The following is a 24,706-nucleotide window of genomic DNA, read 5'->3' as shown; positions in this document are numbered from 1 at the left end:
GGCTCAGTCCTCGGGCTCCCACGGCAGCGGGATGATCAGGCACGGACCGCCGACGAACAACCCGCCGTCGATCCCCAGCGCCTTCCCGCCCGCGTAGAGATACGGTCCCTCGATCTGCGCGGGGTGGATCCCCAGCTGGTCGGCGATGACGCTGTGCCCGTGCACGATCCGCTCGCCGCCGAGCCGGTCCATGAGCTGTTGCGCGACGTCGGCGCCCTCCGGGCCGCGGAAGGCGTACCGCGTGGTCATCCGCCGCCACACGTCCCACCAGGCTTCTATGTCGCTGCCTTCGAGGATCTCGCGGCCACGCGCGTTGATCCCGTCGATGTCCTCGCCCCAGCCGAGGTACTCGAGCGTGTCCGAATGCATCAGCAGGTGATCCGCGGCCAGCGTCAGCAGCGGGCGCGAGGTCAGCCACTCGATATGTTGCGGGGTGAGCCTGTCCTGGTCTTCGAGCAGCCCGCCGTTGATCTCCCAGCTGCGGGCGAAGCTGCGCGGCCCGAAGTCGGACGGCACCTCCGTGTCGCCGAAGTGGTACATCCCGAGCAGCAGGATCTCGTGGTTGCCCAGCAGCGTCCCGCAGTGCCCGCCCGCCGTGGCGGCCTGGCGTTCGAGCCGCATCACCAGGTCGATGACGCCGACGCCGTCGGGCCCCCGGTCGACGAAGTCGCCGAGGAACCACAGGGTCGCTTCGCCGCCGGCCCAGTCGTCGTCGGAGTCGAGCAGCCCCTTCTCCCGGAGCGCCTCGGCCAGCTCGTCCCGGTGTCCGTGCACGTCACCGACCACATAGGTCGGGGACGTGGGCTGATCGTCGTGCATCGTCTGACGATAAGCCCTCCGCATGCGACTCTGTCGCTCAGCCTTCGCCGAACGGGTCGGCGGTGCGCCCGACCAGATCGGCGATCGAGTCGATGATCTTGGTCGGCCGGTACGGGTAGTGCTCCGCGCTCTCCCGGGTGGAGATGCCGGTGAGCACCAGGATCGTCTGCAATCCGGCCTCGATTCCCGAGTGGACGTCGGTGTCCATCCGGTCGCCGATCATCAGCGTCGACTCGGAATGCGCGCCGAGCCGCCGCAGCGCGGAACGCATCATCAGCGGGTTCGGCTTGCCGACGTAGTACGGCGAGCGGCCGGTCGCCTTCTCGATCAGCGCGGCGACCGAACCGGTGGCGGGCATCGAGCCCTCCATGCTCGGGCCGGTGGCGTCCGGGTTGGTGGCGATGAACTTGGCGCCGCCTTCGATCAGCCTGATCGCGCGGGTTATCGCGCTGAAGCTGTACGTCCGCGTCTCGCCGAGGACGACGTAGTCCGGGTCGCGTTCGGTCAGCACGTAGCCGACCTCGTGCAGTGCCGTGGTGAGCCCGGCCTCGCCGATCACGAACGCCGAGCCGTTCGGCCGCTGCGACGCGAGGAACTTCGCGGTCGCCAGCGCGGAGGTCCAGATGGCCTCCTCGGGGATGTCGAGACCGGTCCGCTCGAGCCTCGCCCGCAGGTCGCGCGGGGTGTAGATCGAGTTGTTGGTCAGCACCAGGAAGCCGATGTCGTTGGCGCGCAGCTCCTTGAGGAACTCGTCCGCGCCGGGCACGAGATGCTCCTCCTGCACCAGCACGCCATCCATGTCGCTGAGGTAGGTCCAACGGCGCTCGTTCATACCTCTCACCCTAATGATCCGAGACGGCGTGAACAGCCACGGACGCCGCCTTGACCGAAAGATTGACCGGTGTGCCGGGTTCGAGCGCCAGTTCGGCGACCGCGGCCGGGGTGAGGTCGGCGGCGAGACCCGCCGCCCAATCGTCGCCGCGGGCCCGGACGCGGATCACCGGTCCGTGTGGTTCGAGCGCGTCGACGATTCCCTCGACGGTGTTGCGCGGGCTGCCCCGGTGCTCGCCGTCGCGCAGGTACACGGCGACGGCGCTGGGCGCGAAGACGGCGACAGCTGCTTCGCCCTCGACGACGTCCTCGGCCGGGATACCCGCCAACTGCCCGCCTGACGTGCGCAAACCGCCTTCGACGGCGACGCCGGGCACCAGGTTCAGCCCGGCGATCCGCGCGGTGAACGCCGTGCGCGGCGCGGAAAGGACCTTGCGGGTCTCGCCGCGTTCGACGATCCGGCCGCCGTCGAGGACGGCGACGTGATCGGCCAGCGCCAGCGCGTCGAGCGGGTCGTGCGTGACCAGGACGGTCGGCGGTCCGGAACGCAACACCCGGCGGAGCAGCCCCCGGATGGCGGGCGCCGCGTCGACGTCCAGCGCCGCGAAAGGCTCGTCGAGCAGCAGAAGTCCCGGTTCGGCGGCCAGCGCCCGCGCGATCGCGACCCGCTGCGCCTGCCCGCCGGAGAGCTGGGCGGGCCGTCGATCGGCGAGTTCGAGCGCGTCCACTTCGGTCAGCCACTCCCGCGCACGCCGCTTCGCCTCGGCGCGCCCGGCTCCGGTCGAGCGCGGCGCGAAGGCGACGTTGTCCAAAGCGGACAGATGAGGGAAGAGGAGGGCGTCCTGGGAGAGCAGGCCGATCCCGCGCGCGTGCGGCGGCAGGCCCGCCAGGCCGCGCCCGCCGAGCGTGATCCGTGCCCGGTCCGGCCGGAGCAGACCGGCGAGACAGCCGAGCACACTGGACTTGCCCGACCCGTTGGGACCGAGCAGCGCGAGCACTCCGCCGTCGGGGACCTCGAAGCCGACGTCCAAGGTGAATTCGCCGCGCCGGAGGGCGATCTCGGCCGAAAGGGTCACGACCGGACTCCTTCGAGCGCGCGCGGCCGGGCGAGCGCGATCACCGCGACGGCGACCAGGATGAGCAGCAAGGCGAGCGCCACGGCGCTGTCGACGTCGACCTCGGCCTGGGTGTAGACCTCCAGCGGCAGCGTCCTGGTCACCCCTTCGAGGCTTCCGGCGAAGGTGATCGTCGCGCCGAACTCGCCCAGCGCCCGCGCGAAGCTCAGCACGATGCCCGAGCCGAGTGCGGGCAGCAGCAGCGGCAGCGTGACCCGGCGGAACACCGTCCACGGCTTGGCGCCGAGTGTCGAAGCGACCCGTTCGTACCGGTCACCGGCGCCGCGGAGGGCACCTTCGAGACTGACGACCAGGAACGGCATCGCCACGAACGTCTGCGCGATGACCACCGCGGCCGTGGTGAACGGCACCTGCTCGCCGGTCAGCGTGGTCACCAGGACGCCGAGGAAACCCTTGCGGCCCAGCAGGTACAGCAGCGCCAGGCCGCCGACGACCGGCGGCAGGACCAGCGGTAGCAGCACCACCGCGCGCAGCACACGGACACCGCGCGCCCCCGAACGCGCGAGCACCACGGCGAGCGGGACGCCGAGCAGCACACAGGCCACAGTGGACAGTCCGGCGGTGAGCAGCGAGAGCTTGAGCGCGTTCAGCGACGACGTCGAGGTGATGAGGCTCGGGAAACGCGTCAGATCCGACCGCACCAGCAGGCCGACGACCGGCAGCACCACCAGCGCCAGCGCGCAGATCGCCGGCGGCCAGAGCACCCACGGCACCCCCGCGTTTAGTCCTCTGAATGCGGTCGTTGCGCGTGCACCTACCGCATCCAGAGGACGAAACGCGGGGTCACGGCGCGCCAAAACCGACCTTCGCCAATTCCTTCTTGCCCTCCTCGCTGAGGACGAAGTCCCTGAACTGCCTGGCGAGGTCGGCTTGCGGAGCGTCCTTCACCACCGCGATGGGGTAGCTGTTGATCGCGCCCGCGGCCTCGGGGAAGTCCACTTTGTCCACCTTCCCGGCCGCTGACGTCGCATCGGTGACGTAGACGAGCCCGGCATCGGCGTCACCCGACTGCACCTTCGCGAGTACCGACTTGACGTCCTGCTCCTCACTGGCCGGTTTGAGCGTGACCCCGGAGGACTGCTGGACCTTCTTCGCCGCCGACCCGCACGGCACCTGCGGAGCGCAGACGACCACGGTCAATCCGTCCTTCGCGAGGTCGGCGAGGCCCTTGATGCCTTTGGGGTTGCCCTTGCCGACCGCGATGGCGAGCCGGTTGGTGGCGAACACCGACGGCTGCCCGTCGAGCACCTCACCCTTCGCCGCCTTGTCCATATTGGCCTGATCGGCGGAGGCGAACACGTCCGCCTTGGCGCCCTGGGTCAGTTTCTGCACCAGCGCAGAGGAGCCCTCGAAGCTTAACTTCACGGTCACCCCGGAGTTCTGCGCCTCGAACCGCTTGCCCAGCGTCCCGAACGACTCGGTCAGCGACGCCGCCGCGAACACGGTCAGCGTCCTCGACTCGACCGTCGCGGTCACCGGCTGATCCGAACCACAGGCGGTCGCGGCCAGTGCCAGCGCGAGCAGGGCGGGGGCGAGTCTCCTCATCGGCTTCCTTCCGGGGTTTCGATCACGACGGTGGTCGCCTTGACGACGGCGACCGCGAGCACCCCCGGCCGCAGCCCGAGTTCGCGGACGGCTTCGGCGCTCATCAGGGAGACCACGCGATGCGGGCCGCACTGCAGCTCGACCTGTGCCATCACCTTGTCCGTGACGACCTCGGTGACGAGGCCGACGAAGCGGTTGCGCGCGGAGCGGCCGACGTTCGAGGGATCCTCGGGCTGTTCGGCCTGCGCCTTGGCGAACGCGGCGAGCTCGGCGCCGTCGACGACCTTGCGGCCCGCCGAGTCGTCGAACGCGGTGAGCTGGCCGGCGCGGACCCAGCGGCGGACGGTGTCGTCGCTGACGCCGAGCAGACGAGCGGCCTCAGACAACCGAAATTGCGGCATGCCTGGCAGATTACTTCCGCAGATACGGAAAAGCTATGCGGAACCGGTGAGTTCGTCGCGAAGGCCGTCGAGCACCGCGCTCTGGAATCGCTCCAGCACTTTCCGCTCGTCGGGAGAGAACTGTTCGAGCACCGACTTCATGTTCGTGTACGCGGATTCGAAGAGCGGCGCGTACCGCTCCATGGCACCGGGAACGACCTCTATCAGGACCTTCCGGCGGTCGGCGGTGTCCCGGACGCGGCGGGCGAGACCCGCCTTCTCGAGCCTGTCCATGACGCCGGTCACAGCGCCCGTCGACAGCCCGGTCAGCTCGGCGATCCTGCCCGCTGTCAACGGTCCCGGCGCCTGCCCGGCGAGTTCGAGCACCTTGTGGTCGGTGGCGGACAGGCCCATCCGCTCGGCGATACGCGCGTGCCGGAGAACGGTCAGCGTGCTGCTTTCCCTGCCGAGATGGGCGAACCGGGCCAATTCGTCCGCCGAGAGCGGATATTTCGCCATCCGGAAACCCTCCCGATTCGGTACCCGCCGAATTCTAGACAGTCGGTTTTCGCCCGCTTCGGGGTTAGTCTGGTGTCAATGACAGCAGTCGATCTCGGGTTTCCCCGTGTCCCCGGTACACGTGGTCGCCCCAGCGTGCCCAGGCCGGACAACCCCGCTCTGATCGACACCTTCGGCCGCGTGGCGACCGACCTGCGGGTGTCGCTCACCGACAAGTGCAATCTGCGCTGCACCTACTGCATGCCCGCCGAAGGGCTCGAATGGATGCCGAGCGCGGACGTGCTGACCGACGACGAACTCGTGCTCCTGTTGCGGATCGCCGTCGAACGGCTCGGGATCACCGACATCCGGCTCACCGGCGGCGAACCGCTGCTGCGCCAAGGGCTGGAGAAGATCGTCGAGCGGGTCGCGGCGCTCGAACCGCGACCGCGGCTTTCCATGACCACCAACGGGATCGGGCTCGCGAAGCGCGCGAAATCGCTCGCCGACGCCGGGCTGGACCGCATCAACGTCTCGCTGGACACCGTCGACCGCGCGCTGTTCGAGACGATCACGCGTCGCGACCGGCTTTCGCACGTGCTCGCCGGGATGGCCGCCGCACGCGAAGCCGGGCTGGACCCGGTGAAGGTCAACGCGGTGCTGATGCGCGGGCTGAACGAAGACCAGGCCGTGCCGCTGCTGAAGTTCTGCCTCGCCGAGGGGTACCACCTGCGGTTCATCGAGCAGATGCCGCTGGACGCGCAGCACGGCTGGAACCGCGGCGACATGATCACCGCCGAGGAGATCCTCGGCATGCTCGGCGAGGAGTTCTCGCTGTCGCCGTTCCCCGCGGCGCGAGGCGGGGCGCCCGCCGAACGCTGGCTGGTCGACGGCGGCCCTGGCGACGTCGGCGTGATCGCGTCGGTGACCCGGCCGTTCTGCGGCGCCTGCGAGCGGACCCGGCTGACCGCGGACGGCGCGGTGCGCTCGTGCCTGTTCAGCAACGACGAGACGGACCTGCGCGCCCTCGTGCGCGCGGGCGCGCGCGAAGAAGAGGTGGCGGACGCCTGGCGGGCGACCATGTGGGGCAAGCTCGCCGGACACGAGATCAACGAGGCCGGGTTCGCGCAGCCGATCCGGCCGATGAGCGCGATCGGCGGCTGACATGGTGACCATCGTGGTGCGGTACTTCGCTTCGGCCCGCGCGGCCGTCGGCCTCGACGAGGAGAAGGTGACGCTCCCGGACGGCGCCCGCGTCGCCGACGCCGTCGCCCGCCTTCGCGAACTCCACCCGGAGAAGCTGCCGAAGCTGCTCGACGCGGTCTCCTATCTACTGGACGGCGTCGCGGTGCGGGATCTCACGCGGCCGCTGACCGACGCGGCCGAACTGGACGTCCTGCCCCCGTTCGCCGGCGGCTGACCCGCCGCTGACCATCGCTGACCTGCGCGAACCTCGAAAGTGGTAGCAAAGGTCCCTTGCTCGCCGTCTCGAGTTCACCGTCCGGTCGCCGAAGCAGCCGAGGATGCGCCAGTGATCACTCCCCGCCGTATCCTCGCCGCGCTGCTCGCCGCGGTCGCCGCCACGAGCCTCGCGACCGCCCCGGCCTCCGCCCATGAACGCGGCGTCAGGCCGCTGCCGCAGGCGCACAGCCACAACGACTACGAGCACACCCGTCCGCTGCAGGACGCGCTCGATCAGGGCTTCACCAGCGTCGAGGCCGACATCTACCTGGTGGACGGGCAGCTGCTGGTCGCCCACGACCTCGCGGACACCCGTCCGGACCGCACGCTGGAGTCGCTCTACCTGGAGCCGCTGCGCAAGCGCGTGCTGGCCAACCACGGCGTCGGCGTCTATCGGCAGCGCGCGGAGTTCCAGCTGCTGATCGACGTCAAGGGCGACGCGAACAGCACCTACGCGGCGCTCGAGAAGCGGCTGCACGACCCGCGCTACTCCTTCCTCTTCTCTCTGTACGCGTTCGGTCACGTGAAGAAGCGGGCCGTCACCGCCGTGATCTCCGGCGGGCGACCCAAGGACGTGATGCTCGGGCAGAAGTTCCGGCTCGCCTTCTACGACGGCCGGATCAAGGACCAGAACGACCTCGGCATCGGCTCGGACCCCCGCGTCACCCCGCTGGTCTCGGACTCCTGGACGGGGCTGTTCACCTGGACCGGCGAAGGCCCCTTCCCCGCCGAGGAGCGGGCGAAACTGCACGACCTGGCCAAGCGGGCCCACGCGGCGGGTCAGCGCGTGCGCTTCTGGGCCACGCCGGACGCCGCCGGGCCCGGCCGTGACGCGTTGTGGAAAGAGCTGGTCGCCGCCGGGGTCGACCACCTGAATACGGATGACCTGCCAGGACTGGCGAACTTCTTGAGGTCTCGCTAAAGTGCGCGGCCCATTCGCGCGCGAAGGCGCACGAATGGGCCAGTCATCCCTTAATCCACGTGATGCAAGCCTCACGATCCGTGAATTATCTCGGTCAGGAAACGGCCAGATAACGGCCCGCTGACCTGCGCAAACAGCCGAATCGTTATGGGTTGCGTGCTGTTACTGTGATGTAGGTCACAGCTCGAATAATTTCCGTCCCGGCCGTTCGTTACGTACCGTCGCTTTTCGGTTGGCCCCGACCGACCACGCAACACCGGGAACCCGTAGCGCCGAGCCCTGTCCAACGGATTCCCGGACCCAACCCCGAGCGAAAGCATTTCCGGACAGGGACGAGGGGACCGAGCCGACGCGTCGTGCGTCAGGCGAAGTCAGCCGGCCCGCAACGGCCGGCCAAGACCCGCGGGTCTTCCCTCAGCACCGACTCGTAGGCGCAGGGAGCGAGATTTATTCACATGTCTTACCGAGGCAAGCACCGCAAGATGTCCGCCGCCACCCGTCACATCGCCCGCGTCGCCATTGCGGGTGTCGCGGTCGGCGCTCCCCTCGCAATCGCCGCGACCCCCGCGTCGGCGACCAACTGGGACGCCATCGCGCAGTGCGAGAGCAGCGGCAACTGGAGCACCAACACCGGTAACGGCTACTACGGTGGTCTGCAGTTCTCGCAGAGCACCTGGCGCGCCTACGGCGGCACCGGCAGCGCGCACAACGCGTCGCGTGAGCAGCAGATCGCCGTCGCCGAGCGGGTCCTCCAGGGCCAGGGCATCGGCGCGTGGCCGCACTGTGGCAAGAAGGGCGGCTCCGCCAGCCCCGCCAAGGCCAAGTCGAGCGCCCCGAAGGCCACCAAGAAGGTGACCCCGAAGAAGTCGACCGCGCCGGTCCAGAAGCAGCAGGCTCCGGCCCCGGCCGCGAACGTCGCCAACTCGAACCCGGCGGGTGACTACACCGTCGTGGCCGGCGACACGCTGTCGAAGATCGCTTCCAAGTTCAACGTCCAGGGCGGCTACCAGAAGCTGCAGGAGCTGAACAAGGACTACGTGTCGAACGCCGACTTCATCGTCGTCGGCCAGAAGCTCGCCACCAAGTGAGCTCTTGAGCACGAGTAAGTCGTGATGCCCGCGGGATTCCCCGCGCGGCCACGTCACGACTGACAAGGCCCCACCGCGCCATTCCCCCGGCGGTGGGGCTTTGTCGTGTCCGGGGTGGGTGTCGGTTCGGCCGGTGGAGGCTCGCCCCATTGCCAAGTCCGTGAAGGCCTCCTTGAGGGACTCTGGGCCCCTCAAGGAGGCCTTGACGGACTTGGAACACGGGCGCGGCGTGTGCGAAGGCGTGACTCGCGTGATCAGGGACGTAACTCGCGTGACTGGAGGCCGCACTCGCGTGTTCCGCTTTCGATCACGTGAGTGGGGGTGCCAAGTACTCCAGGTGCCCAAGGCCCCACCGCGCCATTCCCCCGGAGGTGGGGCTTTGTCGTGTCCGGGGCCGGTCGTGCCTCCAGATGTCATGAAAGGGCCGTTCAGGACGAAAAATGTCCTGAACGGCCCTTTCATGACACTTGGCGGGTCCGGGGCCGGCTCACCCCGCTACGGCGAGTTGACCCATTCGTCGCTGCCGTCGCTGAAGTGCTGGTGCTTCCACACCGGCAGCCGCGCTTTGACCTCGTCGACCAGCTCCGAGCAGGCGGCGAAGGCCTGGCCCCGGTGCTCGGCCGCCACGGCGCACGCCAGCGCGACGTCCCCGATGGCCAGCGCGCCCAGCCGGTGGCTGACGGCGACCGCCCGAACGCCTTCCCACTTCTCCGAGAGGTCCGTGACGACCTCCGCGAGCACGTCGGCGGCGCTGGGGTGCCCTTCGTACGCGAGCCGCTCCACCGACCGTCCGCCGTCGTGGTCCCGGACGACCCCGCCGAAGGTGACGACGGCGCCCGCGGCCGCGTCGTCCACCAGCCGGGCGTGTTCTTCGACCGAAAGCGGCTCGTCGACCACCGCGATCCGTGCGACCCGAACGCTCACTGCTGTGCCTCCCGTGGGTGGTCGCCGCCCGCCAGCTGGTCGACGGCGTGGTCGAGGATCCCGTCCAGTACGCCAAGGCCGTCCTTCACCCCGCCGCGTGAACCGGGCAGGTTCACCACGAGGGTCCGGCCCGCGACGCCCGCGACGCCGCGCGAGAGCACGGCGGTGGGCACCTTGGGCAGTCCGGCGGCGCGGATCGCGTCCGCGACGCCGGGGAGTTCGTAGTCGAGGACGGCGCGGGTGACGTCCGGGGTGCGGTCCGTCGGCGAGATGCCGGTGCCGCCGGTAGTCACGATCACCTGGACCCCGGCCGCGACGGCGTCCCGCAGGGCCTCGCCGACCGGTTCGCCGTCCTGGACGACGACCGGCGAGGGCACCTCCCAGCCCCGTGAAGCGAGCCAGTCCGCGATGACCGGGCCGGTCGTGTCCTCGTAGACGCCCTTCGCGGCACGGTTCGACGCCACGATCACCCTCGCGACCCGGTTCACGGCCGCTCCCAGGTCCCGGTCTTGCCGCCGTCCTTGCGGATCAGGCGGACGTCGTCGAGGGTCGCCGCCGGATCGACGGCCTTGATCATGTCGTGCAGCGTCAGCCCGGCGACGGCGACGGCGGTCAGCGCCTCCATCTCGACGCCGGTCCGGTCGTTCGTCTTCGCGGTCGCGGTGATGTGCACGGCGGTCTCGTCGAGGACGAACTCGACCTTCACCCCGGACAACGCGATCTGGTGGCAGAGCGGGATCAGCTCGGGCACCTTCTTCGCGCCCATGATGCCCGCGATCCGCGCGGTCGCGAGCGCGTCGCCCTTGGGGAGCCCGTCCGTCGCCAGCAGGCCGAGCACCTCGGCCGTGGTGTGCACGGTGCCGCCCGCCAGCGCGGTGCGGGCGGTGGGCGTCTTGCCGGAAACGTCGACCATACGGGCGGCGCCCGTATGGTCGACGTGGCTGAGTTCACTCACGCCCAGCAGGCTAGTCCTTAAAACATCCGCTGCTTCGAGCGAACCTCGCCGAGGGCCTTCTCCCGTTCCTGCCGCTGCTCCGGCGTCATCGACGCGAAGAGCCCGCCCCGGTCCGCGGCACAGGCCGTGTCGTGCGCGGGACGCTTGCCGTCCACGAGGAACCGGTTGACGGCGTTGTTGCCGCAGGCGTTCTCCGAGCTCAGCCAGACCCCGTGCCCGCCGTCGTCGACCGACACCATCCGCGCCCGGTCGCCCAGCGCGCGCCGCATCTCCTTGGCCCCGCTCAGCGGGGTCGCCGGGTCACGCAGGTTCTGCACGACCAGGATGTTCGACGGACCCCGGTCGCCGATCCGCACCTGCGGCTCGATCGGCTCGGACGGCCAGTAGGCGCACGCCCAGATGTTCGCCGCGGCGGCGCCGAACATCGGATACCGCACCCGGTCCTTCTCGACGTTGCGCTGGTAGACCGCGACCTTCTCCGGCCAGTTCACGTCGTTGCACACCACGTGCAGCTGCGCGGACAGCAGTTGCGCCACGTCGAGCTGCTGAGCCTGAGCGGTCTGCTTCACGACGCCTTCGGTGTCGAGCGCCTGCCACTGCTGGGCCAGCACCGGGAAGGAGCTGGTCGAATACAGCGAACCGAACGTGCCCGCCCGGAAGGCCGCGCCGTCCACTCCGGGGACCGCGCCGCCGTCGAGCTTGGCGACGAGTTCGTAGAACTTCGCCGTCACCTGCTGTGGAGTACGGCCGAGCCCGTAGCTCGCGTGCCGCGCCGCCGCCCACTTCGCGAAGTCCGGGAAGCGGTCCTGGAATCCCTCCGCCAGCCGGCGGGACCCGGTCGTGTCGAGTCCACCCGGACCGGTCGCGCTGTCGAGCACGATGCGATCGGTCTGCCGCGGGAACAGCGTCGAATACACGGCGCCCAGGTAGGTGCCGTACGAGACGCCGTAGTACGAGAGCTTCTCCTCGCCCAAGGCCTCCCGGATGCGGTCCATGTCGCGGGCGGTGTTGGCCGTGGTGATGTACGGCAGGTTCGCGGCCGTCTTCGAGTCGGCGCACTGCTTCGCGACGCCCTCGACGTACTTCGCGCGCTCCGCCACCGCCGCGGCGTCGCGCGCGTACAACGGGACGTTGCTGACCTGCTGCTCGGGCTTGAGATCGCAGGTGACCGGCGTGCTGCGGCCGATTCCGCGCGGATCGAAGCCGATGATGTCGTACGCGTCGAGCACGCTCGACGGCATGCCCGCCGACCGCAACCCCGCGGGCATGGTCAGCCCGGGGCCGCCGGGGCCACCCGGGTTGGTGAGCATGATGCCGCGCCGCTTCGCCGGTTTGGTGCTGGCGAGCTTGGAAATGGCGACGTCGATGGTCTTCCCGCCCGGGTTGCGGTAATCGAGCGGGACCTTCAGAGTGGCGCATTCCACGCCGGGCGCGGCCGCGTCCTCCGGACACGGCCCCCAGCTGACAGACGAAACCGCGGCGGACGCCGTGGCCGGTACGAGTACCGCCATGGTGACCGCCGCGGCCGTGAGTGTCCCGATCCTGCTCAGGACAGAGCGAGTCATCCCCAAACCCCCGTCATGATCGACTTCCTGGTCGGAGCCGAGCCTATGAGCGGGCCATCGGCGGAGTCGTCACCCTGAAGTCGGCCTCGAGGTCGGTCTCAGTGATGACGGCACCGCCGAATGGAGCAAGGGACCTTTGCTACCACGTCCTACGACTGAGCAGCCTTCGCTGCTTTCGCCGCCTTCTTGACGGCTTCGGCGACCGCGGGGGCGACGGCGTTGTCGAACACGCTCGGCACGATGAACGAGGCGTTCAGCTTGCCGTTGTCCACGACGTCCGCGATGGCGTCGGCGGCCGCGAGGAGCATCGAGTCGTCGATGTGGTGCGCCTGCGCGTCGAGCAGCCCGCGGAAGACGCCGGGGAACGCGAGCACGTTGTTGATCTGGTTCGGGAAGTCGCTGCGGCCGGTGGCGACCACGGCGGCGTGCTTCTGCGCCTCCAGGGGGTCGATCTCCGGGTCCGGGTTGGCCAGCGCGAACACGACGGCGTCGGACTTCATGGTCGCGACCTGCTCGGCACCGAACAGGTTCGGCGCGGAGACCCCGATGAACACGTCGGCGCCGACGAGCGCCTCGTGCAGCGTGCCCGCCTGCTGTTCCTTGTTCGTGTGACCGGCGATCCAGGTCAGGTTCTCGTCGAGGTTGCCGCGCGCGGAGTGCACGATGCCGTCGATGTCGGCGGCCACGATGTCGCCCGGGTTCTTGCGCAGCAGCAGGCGGATGATCGCCGAACCCGCCGCGCCGACGCCACTGACGACGATCTTGCAGTCTTCGATGTTCTTCCCGACCACGCGCAGGGCGTTGCGCAGCGCGGCGACCACGACGATCGCGGTGCCGTGCTGGTCGTCGTGGAAGACCGGGATGTCGAGCTGTTCACGCAGGCGCTTCTCGATCTCGAAGCAGCGCGGCGCGGCGATGTCCTCGAGGTTGATGCCCGCGTACACCGGCGCGAGCGCCTTCGCGATCATGATGATCTCTTCGGTGTCCTGAGTGTCCAGGCAGACCGGCCACGCGTCGACGTCGGCGAACTTCTTGAACAGCGCCGCCTTGCCCTCCATCACCGGCAGCGCGGCGGCCGGGCCGATGTTGCCGAGCCCCAGCACCGCGGAGCCGTCGGTGAGCACCGCGACGGTGTTGCGCTTGATGGTCAGGCGGCGCGCGTCCTCGGGGTTCGCCGCGATCGCCTGGCAGACGCGGGCGACACCCGGCGTGTACGCGCGGGAGAGGTCGTCACGGTTGCGGAGCGCGACCTTGGGGCTGACCTCGATCTTGCCGCCGAGGTGGATCAGGAACGTCCGGTCGGAGACCTTGCGCACGCGGACGCCCGGCAGCGAGTCCAGGGTCTGCGTGATGTCCTGCGCGTGGTTCTCCGACAGGGCGTTGGCGCTGATGTCGACGACGATCGAATCGGGGTGCGACTCGACGACGTCGAACGCGGTCAGCACGCCGCCGACCCGGCCGACGGCGGTGGTCAGATCACCCGCCGCGGTGGACGACGCGGGGGCCTCCACCCGGACGGTGATCGAATATCCGGGACCGGGAACCGGCATGGCACTACCCCCGCTGAGGAAAGCTCGAATAGGTCGCTCGAAAACCTACTCCCGTGACGACCGCCACGAACCCTCGCAGGGGTAACCCGTCGGTAGCTTTCTACCGGTTGATCTCGGTCTCGGGGTGCACGTACGGCACCGCGTCGAGGGGGAAGGTCACGTCGCCGAACGGGGACAAGGCGCCCTGCCGATCGGACGCGAGCTCGGTGACGGGGTGCTCCCCGTCCTCACCGGGCCACGTGGGGTCGATGCCCGCGCGCTTCTTGTTATCGCCCTTCGCCACAACGTCCTCCAGAGCATGGTCAAGCCGTTCTCGAGGGACAGTCTGCCCGAACGCGGCTGCCGGGCCACCACCCGCCCGGTATCCTGGTCTTCTATGCCCGCGCCATCCCTGGCGGACTGGCTGCGCCAGGAGTCCGACGACGCCCTCGCCGCGCTGCTGCGCACGCGTCGCGACCTGTCCACGCCGCCCCCGTCCGACACCATCGTGCTCGCCACCCGGGCAGGCACGCCGGGCTCCGTCGCGCGTGCCTGCGAAGACCTCGACACCTTCACCCTCGCCGTCCTCGACGCCCTGCTGCTGGCCGGAGCGGACACCGAGCCGGTCCCGGCCGCCGAGGTGGCGCGGCTCGCGGGCACGGAGATCGGCGAGGCGCTGACACTGCTGCGCAAGCGGGCCCTGGTCTGGGGCGAGGACGACGCGCTGCGCGTCCCGCCGTCGGCCCGCGACGCGCTCGGCCCCTTCCCCGCCGGGCTCGGGGCGTCGTCCCCCTCGCTCGCCGGAACGGATATCGAGGCCGCGCTCGCGGAGGTCGGCGAGGACGAACGCGCCCTGCTGACGACGCTGGCCGCCGGGCCGCCGATCGGCCGCACCCGCGACGCGTCGGCCGATGTCCCGCTGGAACGGGCGCAGAACCCCGTCCAGCGCCTGCTCGCCAGGGGACTGCTGCTGCGCCGAGACGATCAGACCGTCGAGCTGCCGCGTGAGATCGGGATCGCGCTGCGCGGCGGGGTGGTATTCGAGCAGGCGTCGCTGCGCGAACCGGAGCTCCCCGTCCATCCGCATCAGCAGTCCACTGTGGACACGACGGCGGCCGGCGAGGCGATGGAGTTCTTGCGCCAGACCGAAAACATGCTTCGCGCCTGGTCCGAGACGCCGCCACCGGTGCTGAAGTCCGGCGGGCTCGGGGTCCGTGAGCTGAAGAAGCTCGCGAAGGATCTCGACGTCGACGAAGCGCGGGTGACCCTGCTCGCGGAGATCGCGGTCGGCGCCGGTCTGGTGGCCGACAGCGAAGCGACCACGCCGGAATGGGTGCCGACGACGCTCACGGATTCGTGGCTCGCGTCGCCGACCGCGCAGCGCTGGATGACGGTCGCGCAGGCCTGGCTCGAACTGCCCCGGCTGCCCGGTCTCGCCGGCGGGCGGGACGCGAAGGACAAGCCGATCGCGCCGCTTTCGGAAGACCTGCGCCGTCCGCTGGCGCCCACTTCGCGGCGCCGGATCCTCCTCGCGCTGGCGGCGCTGCCCGAAGGCGCCGGCGTGAAGAGCACCGACGAACTGGTCGCCGCGCTCGCCTGGCGCGCGCCGCGGCGGGGCGGGCGGCTGCGGGACGAGACCGTGCGCTGGACGATGGCCGAGGGCGCCGCGCTCGGCCTGATCGGCCTCGGCGGGCTCACCACGGCGACCCGGGCGCTGCTGGCCGAGGATCGCCCGGGGGCGATCGAGGCGATGATCGACGCGCTGCCGCGTCCGGTGGACCACGTGCTGGTCCAGGCCGACCTGACCGTGGTCGCGCCGGGACCGTTGGAAGCCGAACTCGCGGCCGAGATGACCGCGGTCGCCGACATCGAATCGGCCGGGCACGCGACCGTCTACCGGATCACCGAGACGTCCGTGCGGCGCGCGCTCGACACCGGGCGGACCGCGGGCGAGCTGCACCAGCTGTTCACGTCGAAATCGGCGACGCCGGTGCCCCAATCGCTGAGTTACCTCATCGACGACGTCGCCCGGCGGCACGGACGGCTGCGCGGCGGGGCCGCCGAGTCGTTCCTGCGCTGCGACGACGCGTCGCTGCTCGCCGAGGTCATGGGCAGCCCCGTCGCGACGGAGTACGGCTTGCGGATGATCGCGCCGACCGTGCTCATCAGCGCGTACCCGCTCGCCGAAGTCCTCGACGCGCTTCGCGCCGCCGGGTTCGCTCCGGCCGCCGAAGGCCCCGACGGACGCGTCATGGACATCAGGCCGTCCGGACGTCGCCTGCCCGCGAAGGCGCGTGCCGCGCGTCGCGCGCCCGGAGAGCCTGCCGGGCTGACGGACGAACAGGTCGGCAAGATCGTCGCGCACGTCCGGGCAGGCGACGCCGCTTCGGCGCGCCGCCGGGGCGAGACGGTGCGCGCACCGCAGGGAGGCGGCGCCGGGGACACGTCCGCGACGCTGGCGTTGCTGTCCCAGGCGACCATCGAGCGCCGTGAGGTGTGGATCGGGTTCGTCGACTCACGCGGGACGGCGAGCCAGCGGGTGGTGCGGCCGCTGCGGGTCGGCGGCGGGGTCCTCGAAGGGACCGACAACGAGCGCTACCCGCTGCACCGGATCACGTCGGCCGCCCTCGTCGAGGACTGACCACCCCGCATTTAGTCCTCTAAATGCGGTCAGTCGGCCACACCGTGAAGCGATGTCCTGAAGGCCACCCTTGAGACATCCAACGTCCTGAAGGTGGCCTTCAGGACGGCCAGGGCACCGCGGCCGGGTCGGGAAAGCGCCACCCCGCATTTAGAGGACGAAATGCGGGAGGTCAGAGGGCGCGCAGGCCTTGCAGCACGCGTTCCATGAAAGCGCGCGAAGAGGAATCACCGAGGATCAGCTCCGTCTGGTGGATCAGCACCAGGCCGGCGTCCGCCATGTCGCCCACGAGCACCTTCACCACGCCCAGCGGCAGCCGCAGATGCGCGGCGATCTCCGCGATCGAGCGGGTGTCCAGGCAGAGGTCGCAGATCTGCCGGTGTTCCGGGGTCCGCACGCCGCGGTACCGGCGGCCGTCCTCACTGGTCGACACCAGCGCCTCCAGCGCCAGGTCGTGCGCGGTGCGGGTGCGCCCGCCGGTGCGGGTGTAGGGCCGCACCCGGGAGCCCGAAGCCGGCGGCAGGTAGACCGAAGCCGGGGCGACGTCAGAGGGCCGCGGAGGAGGCGACTGCCGGATCGGTGAGGGCATCGGAGGCGCCGGCTCGGGAGGCGGCGCGGGCGGGCGCCGAGGCATCACCGTGCTGATCGAGCTCAGCTCGAACCGGCTCGGCGAATCGAAGGCCTCGCGTTCGGTGCCCTGATAGAGGGAGTCCCAGCCGGCGGGGTCCGGTTCGGTGAATCCGCTGATCTTCATCGGTCACCCACGTACGCCGCCCTGCAGCTGCGCCCGCAGCTCGGGGGTGATCTGCTGGCCGACCCGCTCGACGAGCAGCGTCATCTCGTAGGCCACGGTGCCGATGTCGCAGGTCGGCGCGGCCAGCACGGCGAGTGACGAGCCGTCGGCGACCGACATGAGGAAGAGGTAGCCGCGTTCCATCTCGACGACGGTCTGGTTGACCCCGCCCGCGTCGAAGCAGCGGGCCGCGCCTGCGGTGAGACTGATCAGGCCGGAGGCGACCGCGGAGAGCTGTTCGGCCCGTTCCTGCGGCAGCCCGTCCGACGGCGCGAGGAGAAGCCCGTCCGCGGAGACCAGCACGGCGTGTGCCGCACCGGGAACCCGGCGCGCGAAATCCGTGATGAGCCAGCCGAACGAGCTCTGCTGCCCGGATGCCGTCACAAGTCCCTCCTCGCTGCGTCAAGACCACCTGGGCGGCGTGGTCCGGGCGTCTCCCGCCCACCAGCACCGATCCCGGTGCCGACGAGCCGAAAGACGCCTCCACCCAGCGTATTCGCCCCGTCGATCGTGTCGAGCCCGCCACCCGGCCGACCGCGTTAACCGAACGTAAACGTCCAGCCGCGCACCGCGTCGACACATCGTGAACCACGCATTCGTGGGTCACCCTGTGGTGGCCTGGCGCGACCAGGTGTGAACCGGCGTCCGCGCAGGTCACCGACGTTGCGACCACTCGATCGGGGGTCGTCGGCGCCGGATCGCGTGAAAGGGGTCGCCCCGCGTTCGATCCGACCGGTGACGCCACTCCCCGAAGCGGGTGAAGCCTGCCGAGTTCACTCCAACGGCCGCATCCGCTCCGGGCTTTTGTCCCTTTTACCCCGCGCGCAACGCCGAATCGTGTGCGATGGCGTGCTGCACGACCGAGATCAACACCTGCTTGGCGGACTCACGTTCCCGGGCGTCACAGGCCATGATCGGCACGGACGGTGAGATCGTCAGCGCGTGCCGGACGTCCTCGATCTGGTGGTGCAGCAGCCGGTCGAAGCAGTTGATCGCCACGACGTACGGCAGCTTCCGGTTCTCGAAGAAGTCGATCGACGGGAACGCGTCGGCGAGCCGCCGCGTGTCGACCAGCACGACGGCACCGATGGCGCCGACCGCGAGGTCGTCCCACATGAACCAGAACCGGTGCTGGCCCGGCGTACCGAACACGTACAGCACCAGGTCCGAGTCCAGCGAAATCCGGCCGAAGTCCATGGCCACGGTCGTCGTCGACTTGTTCGGGGTGGCCGAATTGTCGTCGACGCCGGTACTGGCCTCGGTCATCATGGCCTCGGTGGTCAGCGGATCGATCTCCGAAACCGCTCCGACCAGCGTGGTCTTCCCCGAGCCGAATCCGCCAGCGACCACGATCTTGGCCGACGAAGTCGGTCCGGTCACCTGCGGCGCATTCGCGTCGGAGTCAAATTCTCCGAAGCCCACTGAGCACCCTCTCCATGAACTCGATACTCGGCCGGTCACCCACGTTCTGGCTGGCGGTGTGCACCAGGACCAGACCGAGGCCGGCCACGTCTCCGATCAGCACCCGGACCACGCCGAGCGGCAGGCGCAACAGCGCCGCGACTTCGGCGACGGACCGGGTGTCCAGGCAAAGGTCGCAGATCGACCGGTGTTCGGGGACGCGTACCCGGTCGAGCACACGTCCCTGTTCGCTGGTCGAGATCAACGCCTCGATGGCAAGGTCGTACGTCGGCTTGGTCCGGCCCCGCGTGCGGAAATACGGCCGGACCAGGCCGGAGGATTCGACGTCGGTGGTGTACTGCTCGTCGACGAACTCGTTCTGCGCCTGCTGCGGCAGGGCCGCGGCGAGCGGGTCGGCGGCGGCCGCCGCCGCCCGGCGCTCCTCCTCCTTGTCGAAGGAGAACTTGGCGAACTCGCCCGAGTCGTAGAGCGGACCGCTGCCACCACCGAACAGCTCCGCCCCCGGCCCGCCGAGCAGGCGTTCCCGGTAGTCCGAGACGCTGAAGTCGGCGGGCCCCTGTCCCGCGTTCGAATCGGTCAGCCAGCGGGAGGCTTCGTCCGGGGCCACGGGGTCGTTGTCCGACCCCTGTGCCCTTCGCGATCGCCATTCGCGGTCGACCCGGTCCCGGAAGGACGTCCAGTCCTCCCGGCCGTCGTCTCGTTCCGACCACCCGCCGGAGAAGTCGTCACCGAGCCGGCCATCGCCCCTCAAGCGCCCGTCGTCCACGGCATTCTCCTCGGTTCCCGGTCGCTCAGCGGCGGACCGACGCGCCCTGCAGCTGCGCGCGCATCTCCGGTGTCAGCTGTTGCCCCACCCGTTCCACCAGCAGGGTCATCTCGTAGACGACCAAGCCGATGTCGCTCTCCGGCGACCCGAGGACCGCCAGGCAGGAACCGTCGGACACCGACATCAGGAAGAGGAAGCCGTTGGCCATCTCGACCACCGTCTGCGCGACCGTGCCGCCCTCGAACACCTTCGCCGCACCGCGCGCGAGGCTCGTGAGCCCCGACGCGACCGCCGCCAGCTGATCGGCCCTGTCCTTGGGAAGTCCCTTCGAGGATGCCAGCAGCAAACCGTCCGCCGACACCACCACGGCATGCGCCGCGCCCGGGACCCGGTGCACGAAATCCGTGATCAGCCAGGCAAAGCTGCTCGTGTGTCCTTTACCCTGCGCCTGGCCGCCAGGCTGCGCCGGACCACCCGGCTGCATCGCACCCGCCCGTGTCACTGTCACTCCTTACTGCTGTCATCGGCAGAGGTATCCCTGCCGGTCACCGGAACGCCGTTGTCATCCAGCGCATCGAGCGGGCGTTCCTTCAACGCGTGCCGTCCCGACGTGTAGCCCTTCTGGAAGCTTGCCATCCGACTCCGCGCCGCCGTCGCCGAGCGGGCGATCGCACCCGTTCCCGGCATTCCGGAGGTCTTGTCGGCGAACGAGTCTTCCTTCTTCGGCTCGTTCCCGCCGATCGAGCCGGGGACGAGGTACTGGTTCGGCACCCGTTTGGGCAGGCCCGCCGGGGTGATCTCGTCGTTCCGGTCTTCGTACAGGACCTGCGCCGCCTGCCAGCCGTCGTCCGACGCGCTGCGCCAGCCATTGTCCTGGAGCACCGTCTCCGGCGGAACACTCCGTGGGGTCCGAGTGGGCAATGCCTCTCCGGAAGTGTCCTCGGCCGCGGATTCCGCCGCTTCGGCGCCACCGTTGGGGGTCCGCACGGGCAGTTCGGACTCGACCGGCTCGGTGTACGTCGTCGGGGAGTCGCCCCCGGTCTCGTCACCTTCGCTGAACCAGCGCGAGAGCACCGACTGGTAGATCGGCAGCCGCCGGGTGGGGACGTCGTCGTCGAGCGCCGACTTGCCCGCGTCCGAGGACTCCGCGGGCTCCTCAGGCTTGTTCCGCGGCTCGACCGGCGTGTACTTCGGCTCCCGCTTCGGCAGCACCAGCGACGCGAACTGGGTCTCGGTGCCGCTGGAGGCGCCGTCGCCGTTCGCCGGCGAGATGTCTTCGGCCGTCGGCCACGCCGGGGCCTCTTCGGCGGGGGACGCGGGGCTGAGGAACGGCCCGGCCGCGTTCTTGCCCGCGACCAGGTCGTCGAGGCTGATCGGCTGGTCGAGCGGGACGAGCCCGCCCTGCGACGCGACCGGCTGCGGAGCGGCCGGCGGCTTCGACGGCGGCGGCGGGGTCATCTCCAGGCCGCGGTCGGAGGCGGGGATGTTCGGCAGCGAGGTCGACATCTCCGACACCGACGGCATGGAAGGCATCGACGTTTCCGAGCGGTTCGCCGGCGGCGGGGTGTTGCGCGCGCCGGGCCGCATCTGCGTGAGCAGCTCGGCGGGCACGACGACCCGCGCGATCACGCCGCCCTCGATGTCCTCGTTCTCCCGGAGCCGGACCTCGATGCCGTGGCGGCGCGCCAGGCGCGCGACCACGTACAGGCCCATCCGCCGGGTCACCGAGACGTCCAGGTCCGGCGGGTCGGCCAGCCGCTGGTTGACCTCGGCGAGCCGCTCCTCGGTCATGCCGACACCGTGGTCGGTGACCTGGATGGCGAGCGCCTTCTTGCGGGTGATCACCGCACGGACGGTCACCTTCGTCTCCGGCTCGGAGAAGTAGGTGGCGTTGTCCAGCAGTTCCGCGAGCACGTGCACGAGGTCGTGGATCGTCAGGCCCTGGACGGCGACCTCGGGGACGATCCCGATCTCGATCCGGGCGTACTGCTCGATCTCCGAGACCGCGGCGCCGATGACGTCGGCGGCGGGCACCGGCTTGGGCACCGACTTCGCGAGACCGGCGCCCGAGAGCACCAGGAGGCTTTCACCGTTGCGGCGCAGCCGCGTGGCGAGGTGGTCGAGCTCGAACAGGCTGGCCAAGTGGTCCGGGTCCTGCTCGTCGGCCTCGAGCCGGTCGATCACGCCCAGCTGGCGTTCCACCAGCCGCTGCGACCGGCGGGACAGGTTCACGAAGATGCCGTTGACGTTCTCGCGCAGGAGGGCCTGTTCGGCGGCCATCTTGACGGCCTGTTCGTGGACGACGTCGAACGACCGCGCCACTTCACCGATCTCGTCACGCGAAGTGACAGGCACCGGCTCGACCGACCGCTTCGAGGCGTTGACCGGGTCCGGGTCGTCGAGGATCGCTTGCACGGTTTCCGGCAGTCGTGTGTAGGCCACGTCGAGCGCCGTCTTCCGCAGCACCCGCAGCGGGCGCAGCATCAGGCGGGCGATGACGAGCATCAGGAACAGCGCCGCGAGCAGCGCCAGCAGCACGACCGCGCCGCCGATCCAGGCCGAGTTGATCGCGTCGGTGGCCAGGCCGTCGGCCTGTGCCCGCAGCTGGCCGAGCAGGTTGGTCTCGACCGCGCGCAGCTTGTCCAGCGCGACCCGGCTGTCGTTGCCGAGGGCGACGTTGTCGATCGCCGGCGGCTCGTTCTGCTGGTGCAGCGAGAACGCCATCGTGGTGATCCGGCGCCGGTCGTCGACCTCGGGACCGGAGAAGGTGTCCGAGTAGAGCTGCCGCTGTTCGGGGCTGGCGTTGTTGAGGAACGCCGCCGTCGAGGCGTCGCCGCTGGCGACCGCCGAACGCGCCTGGTCGAACAGGTCGCCGGGGAAACCGGAGCGGAAGGAGGCGATCAGCAGCGCCGCGTCACCGCGGGCGATGAACTCCTTGCTCTCACTGATGGCCTGCACGGTGACGCCGAGCCGGAGCACGTCGCGGTTCGCCACCGCGGTGGTCACCTCGCGGCCGAGCTGGACCAGCGAGTCGAGGATGCCGGAGTAGGCGATGAGGATCGGGGTGTCGCCCAGCAGCGAGGTGTTCATCGCGCCGCGCAGCGGGCGCAGGGCGTCGAGCCGCTGCAGACCACGCGAGTAGCGGTCCCTCGTGTCCTGATCGTCCGGGTTGATCTGGTTCGCCGAGGCACGCAGGTCGTCGATGGCGCGGTCGACCTTGGCGATCTGCGCGTCGAGACCGTTCTGGCGCGACGGGTCACCGGAGGCGATCTTGGCGACGGCGAGCGCGCGTTCGCTCTGCAGCTCGTGCACCACGAGGGTGATCTTGTCGGCGAACGCGACCTGGTCGGCCGTGTCCTGGAACCGGGCCGCTTCGCTGCTGTCGTCGATCACGCGGAGCGTGCCGAGCGCGAGCGCGGTCAGCGTCGGAATGATCAGGACGGCCGCGAGCTTCGATCGCAGACGCCAGTTACGCAGGCCCAGGAACGACCCGGCCTTCCCACCAGGACCGTCTCCGGTTTCCCGCGCAGGGGTCCCTCCCACCCCCGCGGTGTCTTCGTTCGGCACCGCCGCACCACCATCATCTTCATTCGGGCCGGGAAAGCCCATTTTGGACATGCCGTTCTGCTGCTGCCTGGGTCGGTTGTCGGAGACCACTACCCGCACGCTCCTGCCACCCGGCAGGGAGACGTTGGACGCGAGTGCTCACTCTGACGAATGAGGAAGTCGTCTTTGACGCAGTCTCTCAAGTGCACTTGGCCGAAATCCCGCCTGACGTCATTGGTCTATTCGGCCTAACCCGCCAGTGCGCGGGCGCGCACCAGTGAAGCACGGTCGTGTCCGACATCAGGATCGCGTTCGACACAGAGTGCCTTGCACCTCGGGAAAGGTCCAGAGCGTTCGGCCATCCAAGGCACTCTCTTTCACTACATCAGTGGTCCACACCTCACTACCGGTGCATGAGGGTAGCGAACGGGCGGCCCAGATGTAACCCTTCGGTCAAGACCTGCAAGTAAGCCCCGGACGGGTCTTGACCCGTTGACGCTCATTCGTCAACAACTCCCCGCCTCGAACACGCCCAGTTGTGTTCACTTCTGACAAACAACCTGTTCGGGTGATCGTTACCACTTGGGATCATGGGATGACCACCCATTGTGAGCACAGTGTGTGTTCTCTACAGTGGGCCCGTGACTCGACAAAGAGTCACTTCCGAATTCCACATCAGGCCACGTCATCACGTGTCCTCCCCCTCGATCAGGAGCACCACTTTGCTTGGCTCTGCAAGCTCGAAGAAGGCCTTGGGCATCAGCCGGGGTCGACGTGGAGCCCTCGCATTCGCGATGGCGGCCGTCGTCTCGGTATCGGTCAGCGGCTGCGGCCTGCTCGGCGGGGACGATTCGTCCTCCTCCGGCGGCTCGGGGAGCCTCGAGAAGTCGAAGATCAAGATCGCCGTGATGTCGACCATCGACCTGGCCCCGCTGCGCCTCGCCCAGGACGGCGGCTACTTCAAGAACGAGGGCCTCGACGTCGAGGCTGTGGAAGCCGCGACCGGTCAGGTCTCGCTGACCAAGCTGATCGGCGGCGAGGTCGACATCGCGTACGCGAGCTACACGCCGTTCTTCATCGCGATGAGCAAGGGCACCGCCGACATCAAGCTGGTCGCGGACGCTTCTTCCGCGGGCCCGAAGAGCACGATGCTGGTCACGCTGCCGACGTCGACGGTGAAGAGCGTCAGCGACCTGGCGGGCAAGAAGATCGGCATCACCGCGCCGAACACCGTGTCCGACACGCTGTCCAAGTCGGTCATGAAGGACCACGGCGTCGACGCCAGCAAGGTCCAGTGGGTGCCGATCCCGCTGCCGAACATCGGGACCGCGCTCAAGAACGGCGACATCGACGCCGGCTTCCTGACCGAGCCGTTCATCACCCAGACCGCGAAGCAGGCGGGCACCGTCCCGGTCGTGGACACCGCCACCGGCGCCACCCAGGACTTCCCCACCGCGGGCTACGGCTCGCTCGGCAAGTTCGTGTCGGAGAACCCGAAGACCGTGGCCGCCTTCCAGCGCGCCATGCAGAAGGCCACCCGGGACGCGGCGGACCGCTCCAAGATCGAGCCGCTGCTGGTCAAGTACGCCAAGATCGACCAGGACACCGCCGCGCTGACCACGCTGCTGACGTTCCAGTCCACCCTGGACCCCCGCCGTATCCAGCGGGTCCCGGACCTGCTCCTGCAGATGGGCGCGATCCAGACCAAGATCGACGTCGGCCCGATGATCGCGGCGCAGGCCACCAGCTGACGACGCGGCATTACATCTAATAGTCACATTTCTCGGAAATTGATCACTGAAAGTAATGATGTCCAAGCGGGTGATCAGGTGATCGGGCGAATGGCCTAAAATGATCACCCGCTCACGACACCCATTGTGAGCAG

At 69.5% G+C, this 24,706-nt stretch carries 23 protein-coding genes and 1 pseudogene; 6 read left to right on the top strand and 18 right to left on the bottom strand.

Going from position 1 to position 24,706, the window contains the following annotated elements:
- Positions 1-3: 3 nt before the first annotated feature.
- From DMC64_RS10485 to DMC64_RS10455, 7 genes are all read right to left on the bottom strand, one after another.
- Positions 4-819 (bottom strand): metallophosphoesterase family protein, encoded by an 816-nt coding sequence (locus DMC64_RS10485; protein WP_037335654.1) that lies wholly within the window; start codon positions 817-819, stop codon positions 4-6.
- A gap of 37 nt (positions 820-856) precedes the next feature.
- On the bottom strand, positions 857-1,651 hold the full coding sequence (locus tag DMC64_RS10480; protein WP_007033377.1) for an HAD-IIA family hydrolase: 795 nt from the start codon (positions 1,649-1,651) through the stop codon (positions 857-859).
- 10 nt (positions 1,652-1,661) lie between these two features.
- Entirely contained in the window at positions 1,662-2,726 is a 1,065-nt protein-coding gene (locus DMC64_RS10475; RefSeq protein ID WP_125733334.1) for a sulfate/molybdate ABC transporter ATP-binding protein, read from the bottom strand.
- Positions 2,723-3,499 (bottom strand): ABC transporter permease, encoded by a 777-nt coding sequence (locus DMC64_RS10470; RefSeq protein ID WP_073845324.1) that lies wholly within the window; start codon positions 3,497-3,499, stop codon positions 2,723-2,725. The genes DMC64_RS10475 and DMC64_RS10470 overlap by 4 nt, the downstream gene beginning before the upstream one ends.
- Positions 3,500-3,569: 70 nt before the next feature.
- The gene (gene modA, locus DMC64_RS10465) at positions 3,570-4,331 is read right to left on the bottom strand and encodes a molybdate ABC transporter substrate-binding protein (protein WP_125733332.1); all 762 of its coding nucleotides are present in this window, start codon (positions 4,329-4,331) and stop codon (positions 3,570-3,572) included.
- Positions 4,328-4,732, bottom strand: a complete 405-nt coding sequence (locus DMC64_RS10460) for a molybdopterin-binding protein (protein ID WP_005156143.1) — start codon at positions 4,730-4,732, stop codon at positions 4,328-4,330. Before DMC64_RS10460 ends, modA begins: the two co-directional genes overlap by 4 nt.
- A 33-nt stretch (positions 4,733-4,765) precedes the next feature.
- Entirely contained in the window at positions 4,766-5,230 is a 465-nt protein-coding gene (locus DMC64_RS10455) for a MarR family transcriptional regulator (RefSeq protein ID WP_125733331.1), read from the bottom strand.
- Positions 5,231-5,308: 78 nt separating this feature from the next.
- Between DMC64_RS10455 and moaA the strand changes: the two genes are divergently transcribed.
- The 4 genes from moaA (at position 5,309) to DMC64_RS10435 (ending at position 8,680) form a co-directional block, all read left to right on the top strand.
- Positions 5,309-6,373: a GTP 3',8-cyclase MoaA gene (moaA, locus tag DMC64_RS10450; protein WP_051972317.1), complete on the top strand. Its 1,065-nt coding sequence runs from the start codon at positions 5,309-5,311 to the stop codon at positions 6,371-6,373.
- A gap of 1 nt (position 6,374) precedes the next feature.
- Entirely contained in the window at positions 6,375-6,629 is a 255-nt protein-coding gene (locus DMC64_RS10445; RefSeq protein ID WP_037335646.1) for a MoaD/ThiS family protein, read from the top strand.
- A gap of 111 nt (positions 6,630-6,740) precedes the next feature.
- Positions 6,741-7,592, top strand: coding sequence for a phosphatidylinositol-specific phospholipase C/glycerophosphodiester phosphodiesterase family protein (locus tag DMC64_RS10440; RefSeq protein ID WP_125733330.1), 852 nt, complete (start codon positions 6,741-6,743; stop codon positions 7,590-7,592).
- A gap of 455 nt (positions 7,593-8,047) precedes the next feature.
- Positions 8,048-8,680: a transglycosylase family protein gene (locus tag DMC64_RS10435; protein WP_037335640.1), complete on the top strand. Its 633-nt coding sequence runs from the start codon at positions 8,048-8,050 to the stop codon at positions 8,678-8,680.
- A 495-nt stretch (positions 8,681-9,175) separates the two neighbouring features.
- On the opposite strand, the pseudogene DMC64_RS43625 reads toward DMC64_RS10435, so the two are convergent.
- The 5 genes and pseudogenes from DMC64_RS43625 to DMC64_RS10405 all read right to left on the bottom strand — a co-directional run bounded on the left by DMC64_RS43625 (position 9,176) and on the right by DMC64_RS10405 (position 13,957).
- Positions 9,176-10,092: pseudogene (locus DMC64_RS43625) on the bottom strand (molybdenum cofactor biosynthesis protein MoaE).
- A complete protein-coding gene (gene moaC / locus DMC64_RS10420) occupies positions 10,089-10,559 on the bottom strand; it encodes a cyclic pyranopterin monophosphate synthase MoaC (RefSeq protein WP_016337573.1) in 471 nt (156 codons plus the stop codon). The pseudogene DMC64_RS43625 and the gene moaC overlap by 4 nt, the downstream one beginning before the upstream one ends.
- A gap of 17 nt (positions 10,560-10,576) precedes the next feature.
- Entirely contained in the window at positions 10,577-12,124 is a 1,548-nt protein-coding gene (locus DMC64_RS10415; protein ID WP_125733327.1) for an alpha/beta hydrolase, read from the bottom strand.
- Between the two features lie 149 nt (positions 12,125-12,273).
- Positions 12,274-13,674: an NAD-dependent malic enzyme gene (locus tag DMC64_RS10410; protein WP_037335633.1), complete on the bottom strand. Its 1,401-nt coding sequence runs from the start codon at positions 13,672-13,674 to the stop codon at positions 12,274-12,276.
- Positions 13,675-13,774: 100 nt separating this feature from the next.
- Positions 13,775-13,957 carry a hypothetical protein gene (locus DMC64_RS10405; RefSeq protein ID WP_037335631.1) on the bottom strand — a complete coding sequence of 61 codons (183 nt, stop codon included), beginning with the start codon at positions 13,955-13,957 and terminating at the stop codon, positions 13,775-13,777.
- Positions 13,958-14,050: 93 nt separating this feature from the next.
- Here DMC64_RS10405 and DMC64_RS10400 point away from each other — a divergent pair, with 93 nt between their 5' ends.
- Positions 14,051-16,294, top strand: a complete 2,244-nt coding sequence (locus DMC64_RS10400) for a helicase-associated domain-containing protein (protein WP_037335629.1) — start codon at positions 14,051-14,053, stop codon at positions 16,292-16,294.
- Between the two features lie 172 nt (positions 16,295-16,466).
- Here the strand turns inward: DMC64_RS10400 and DMC64_RS10395 are convergent, their stop codons facing one another.
- From DMC64_RS10395 to DMC64_RS10370, 6 genes are all read right to left on the bottom strand, one after another.
- Positions 16,467-17,048 carry a DUF742 domain-containing protein gene (locus DMC64_RS10395; RefSeq protein ID WP_125733326.1) on the bottom strand — a complete coding sequence of 194 codons (582 nt, stop codon included), beginning with the start codon at positions 17,046-17,048 and terminating at the stop codon, positions 16,467-16,469.
- Between the two features lie 3 nt (positions 17,049-17,051).
- The gene (locus tag DMC64_RS10390; protein WP_005156190.1) at positions 17,052-17,471 is read right to left on the bottom strand and encodes a roadblock/LC7 domain-containing protein; all 420 of its coding nucleotides are present in this window, start codon (positions 17,469-17,471) and stop codon (positions 17,052-17,054) included.
- A gap of 429 nt (positions 17,472-17,900) precedes the next feature.
- Entirely contained in the window at positions 17,901-18,509 is a 609-nt protein-coding gene (locus tag DMC64_RS10385) for an ATP/GTP-binding protein (protein WP_007033392.1), read from the bottom strand.
- Positions 18,490-19,275 (bottom strand): DUF742 domain-containing protein, encoded by a 786-nt coding sequence (locus DMC64_RS10380; RefSeq protein ID WP_037335627.1) that lies wholly within the window; start codon positions 19,273-19,275, stop codon positions 18,490-18,492. Before DMC64_RS10380 ends, DMC64_RS10385 begins: the two co-directional genes overlap by 20 nt.
- A gap of 25 nt (positions 19,276-19,300) precedes the next feature.
- Positions 19,301-19,759, bottom strand: coding sequence for a roadblock/LC7 domain-containing protein (locus DMC64_RS10375; protein ID WP_085939650.1), 459 nt, complete (start codon positions 19,757-19,759; stop codon positions 19,301-19,303).
- 20 nt (positions 19,760-19,779) lie between these two features.
- Complete coding sequence (locus tag DMC64_RS10370) at positions 19,780-22,893, bottom strand: nitrate- and nitrite sensing domain-containing protein (RefSeq protein ID WP_037336323.1); 3,114 nt, start codon at positions 22,891-22,893, stop codon at positions 19,780-19,782.
- A 722-nt stretch (positions 22,894-23,615) separates the two neighbouring features.
- Here DMC64_RS10370 and DMC64_RS10365 point away from each other — a divergent pair.
- Positions 23,616-24,572 (top strand): ABC transporter substrate-binding protein, encoded by a 957-nt coding sequence (locus DMC64_RS10365; RefSeq protein WP_125733325.1) that lies wholly within the window; start codon positions 23,616-23,618, stop codon positions 24,570-24,572.
- Positions 24,573-24,706 lie beyond the last annotated feature (134 nt).

Origin of the sequence: Amycolatopsis sp. WAC 04197, from assembly GCF_003947475.1 — a bacterium.
Classification (GTDB): domain Bacteria; phylum Actinomycetota; class Actinomycetes; order Mycobacteriales; family Pseudonocardiaceae; genus Amycolatopsis; species Amycolatopsis japonica.
Note: the sequence above shows the minus strand (reverse complement) of the source record. Positions and strands in the feature narration are given on the sequence as shown.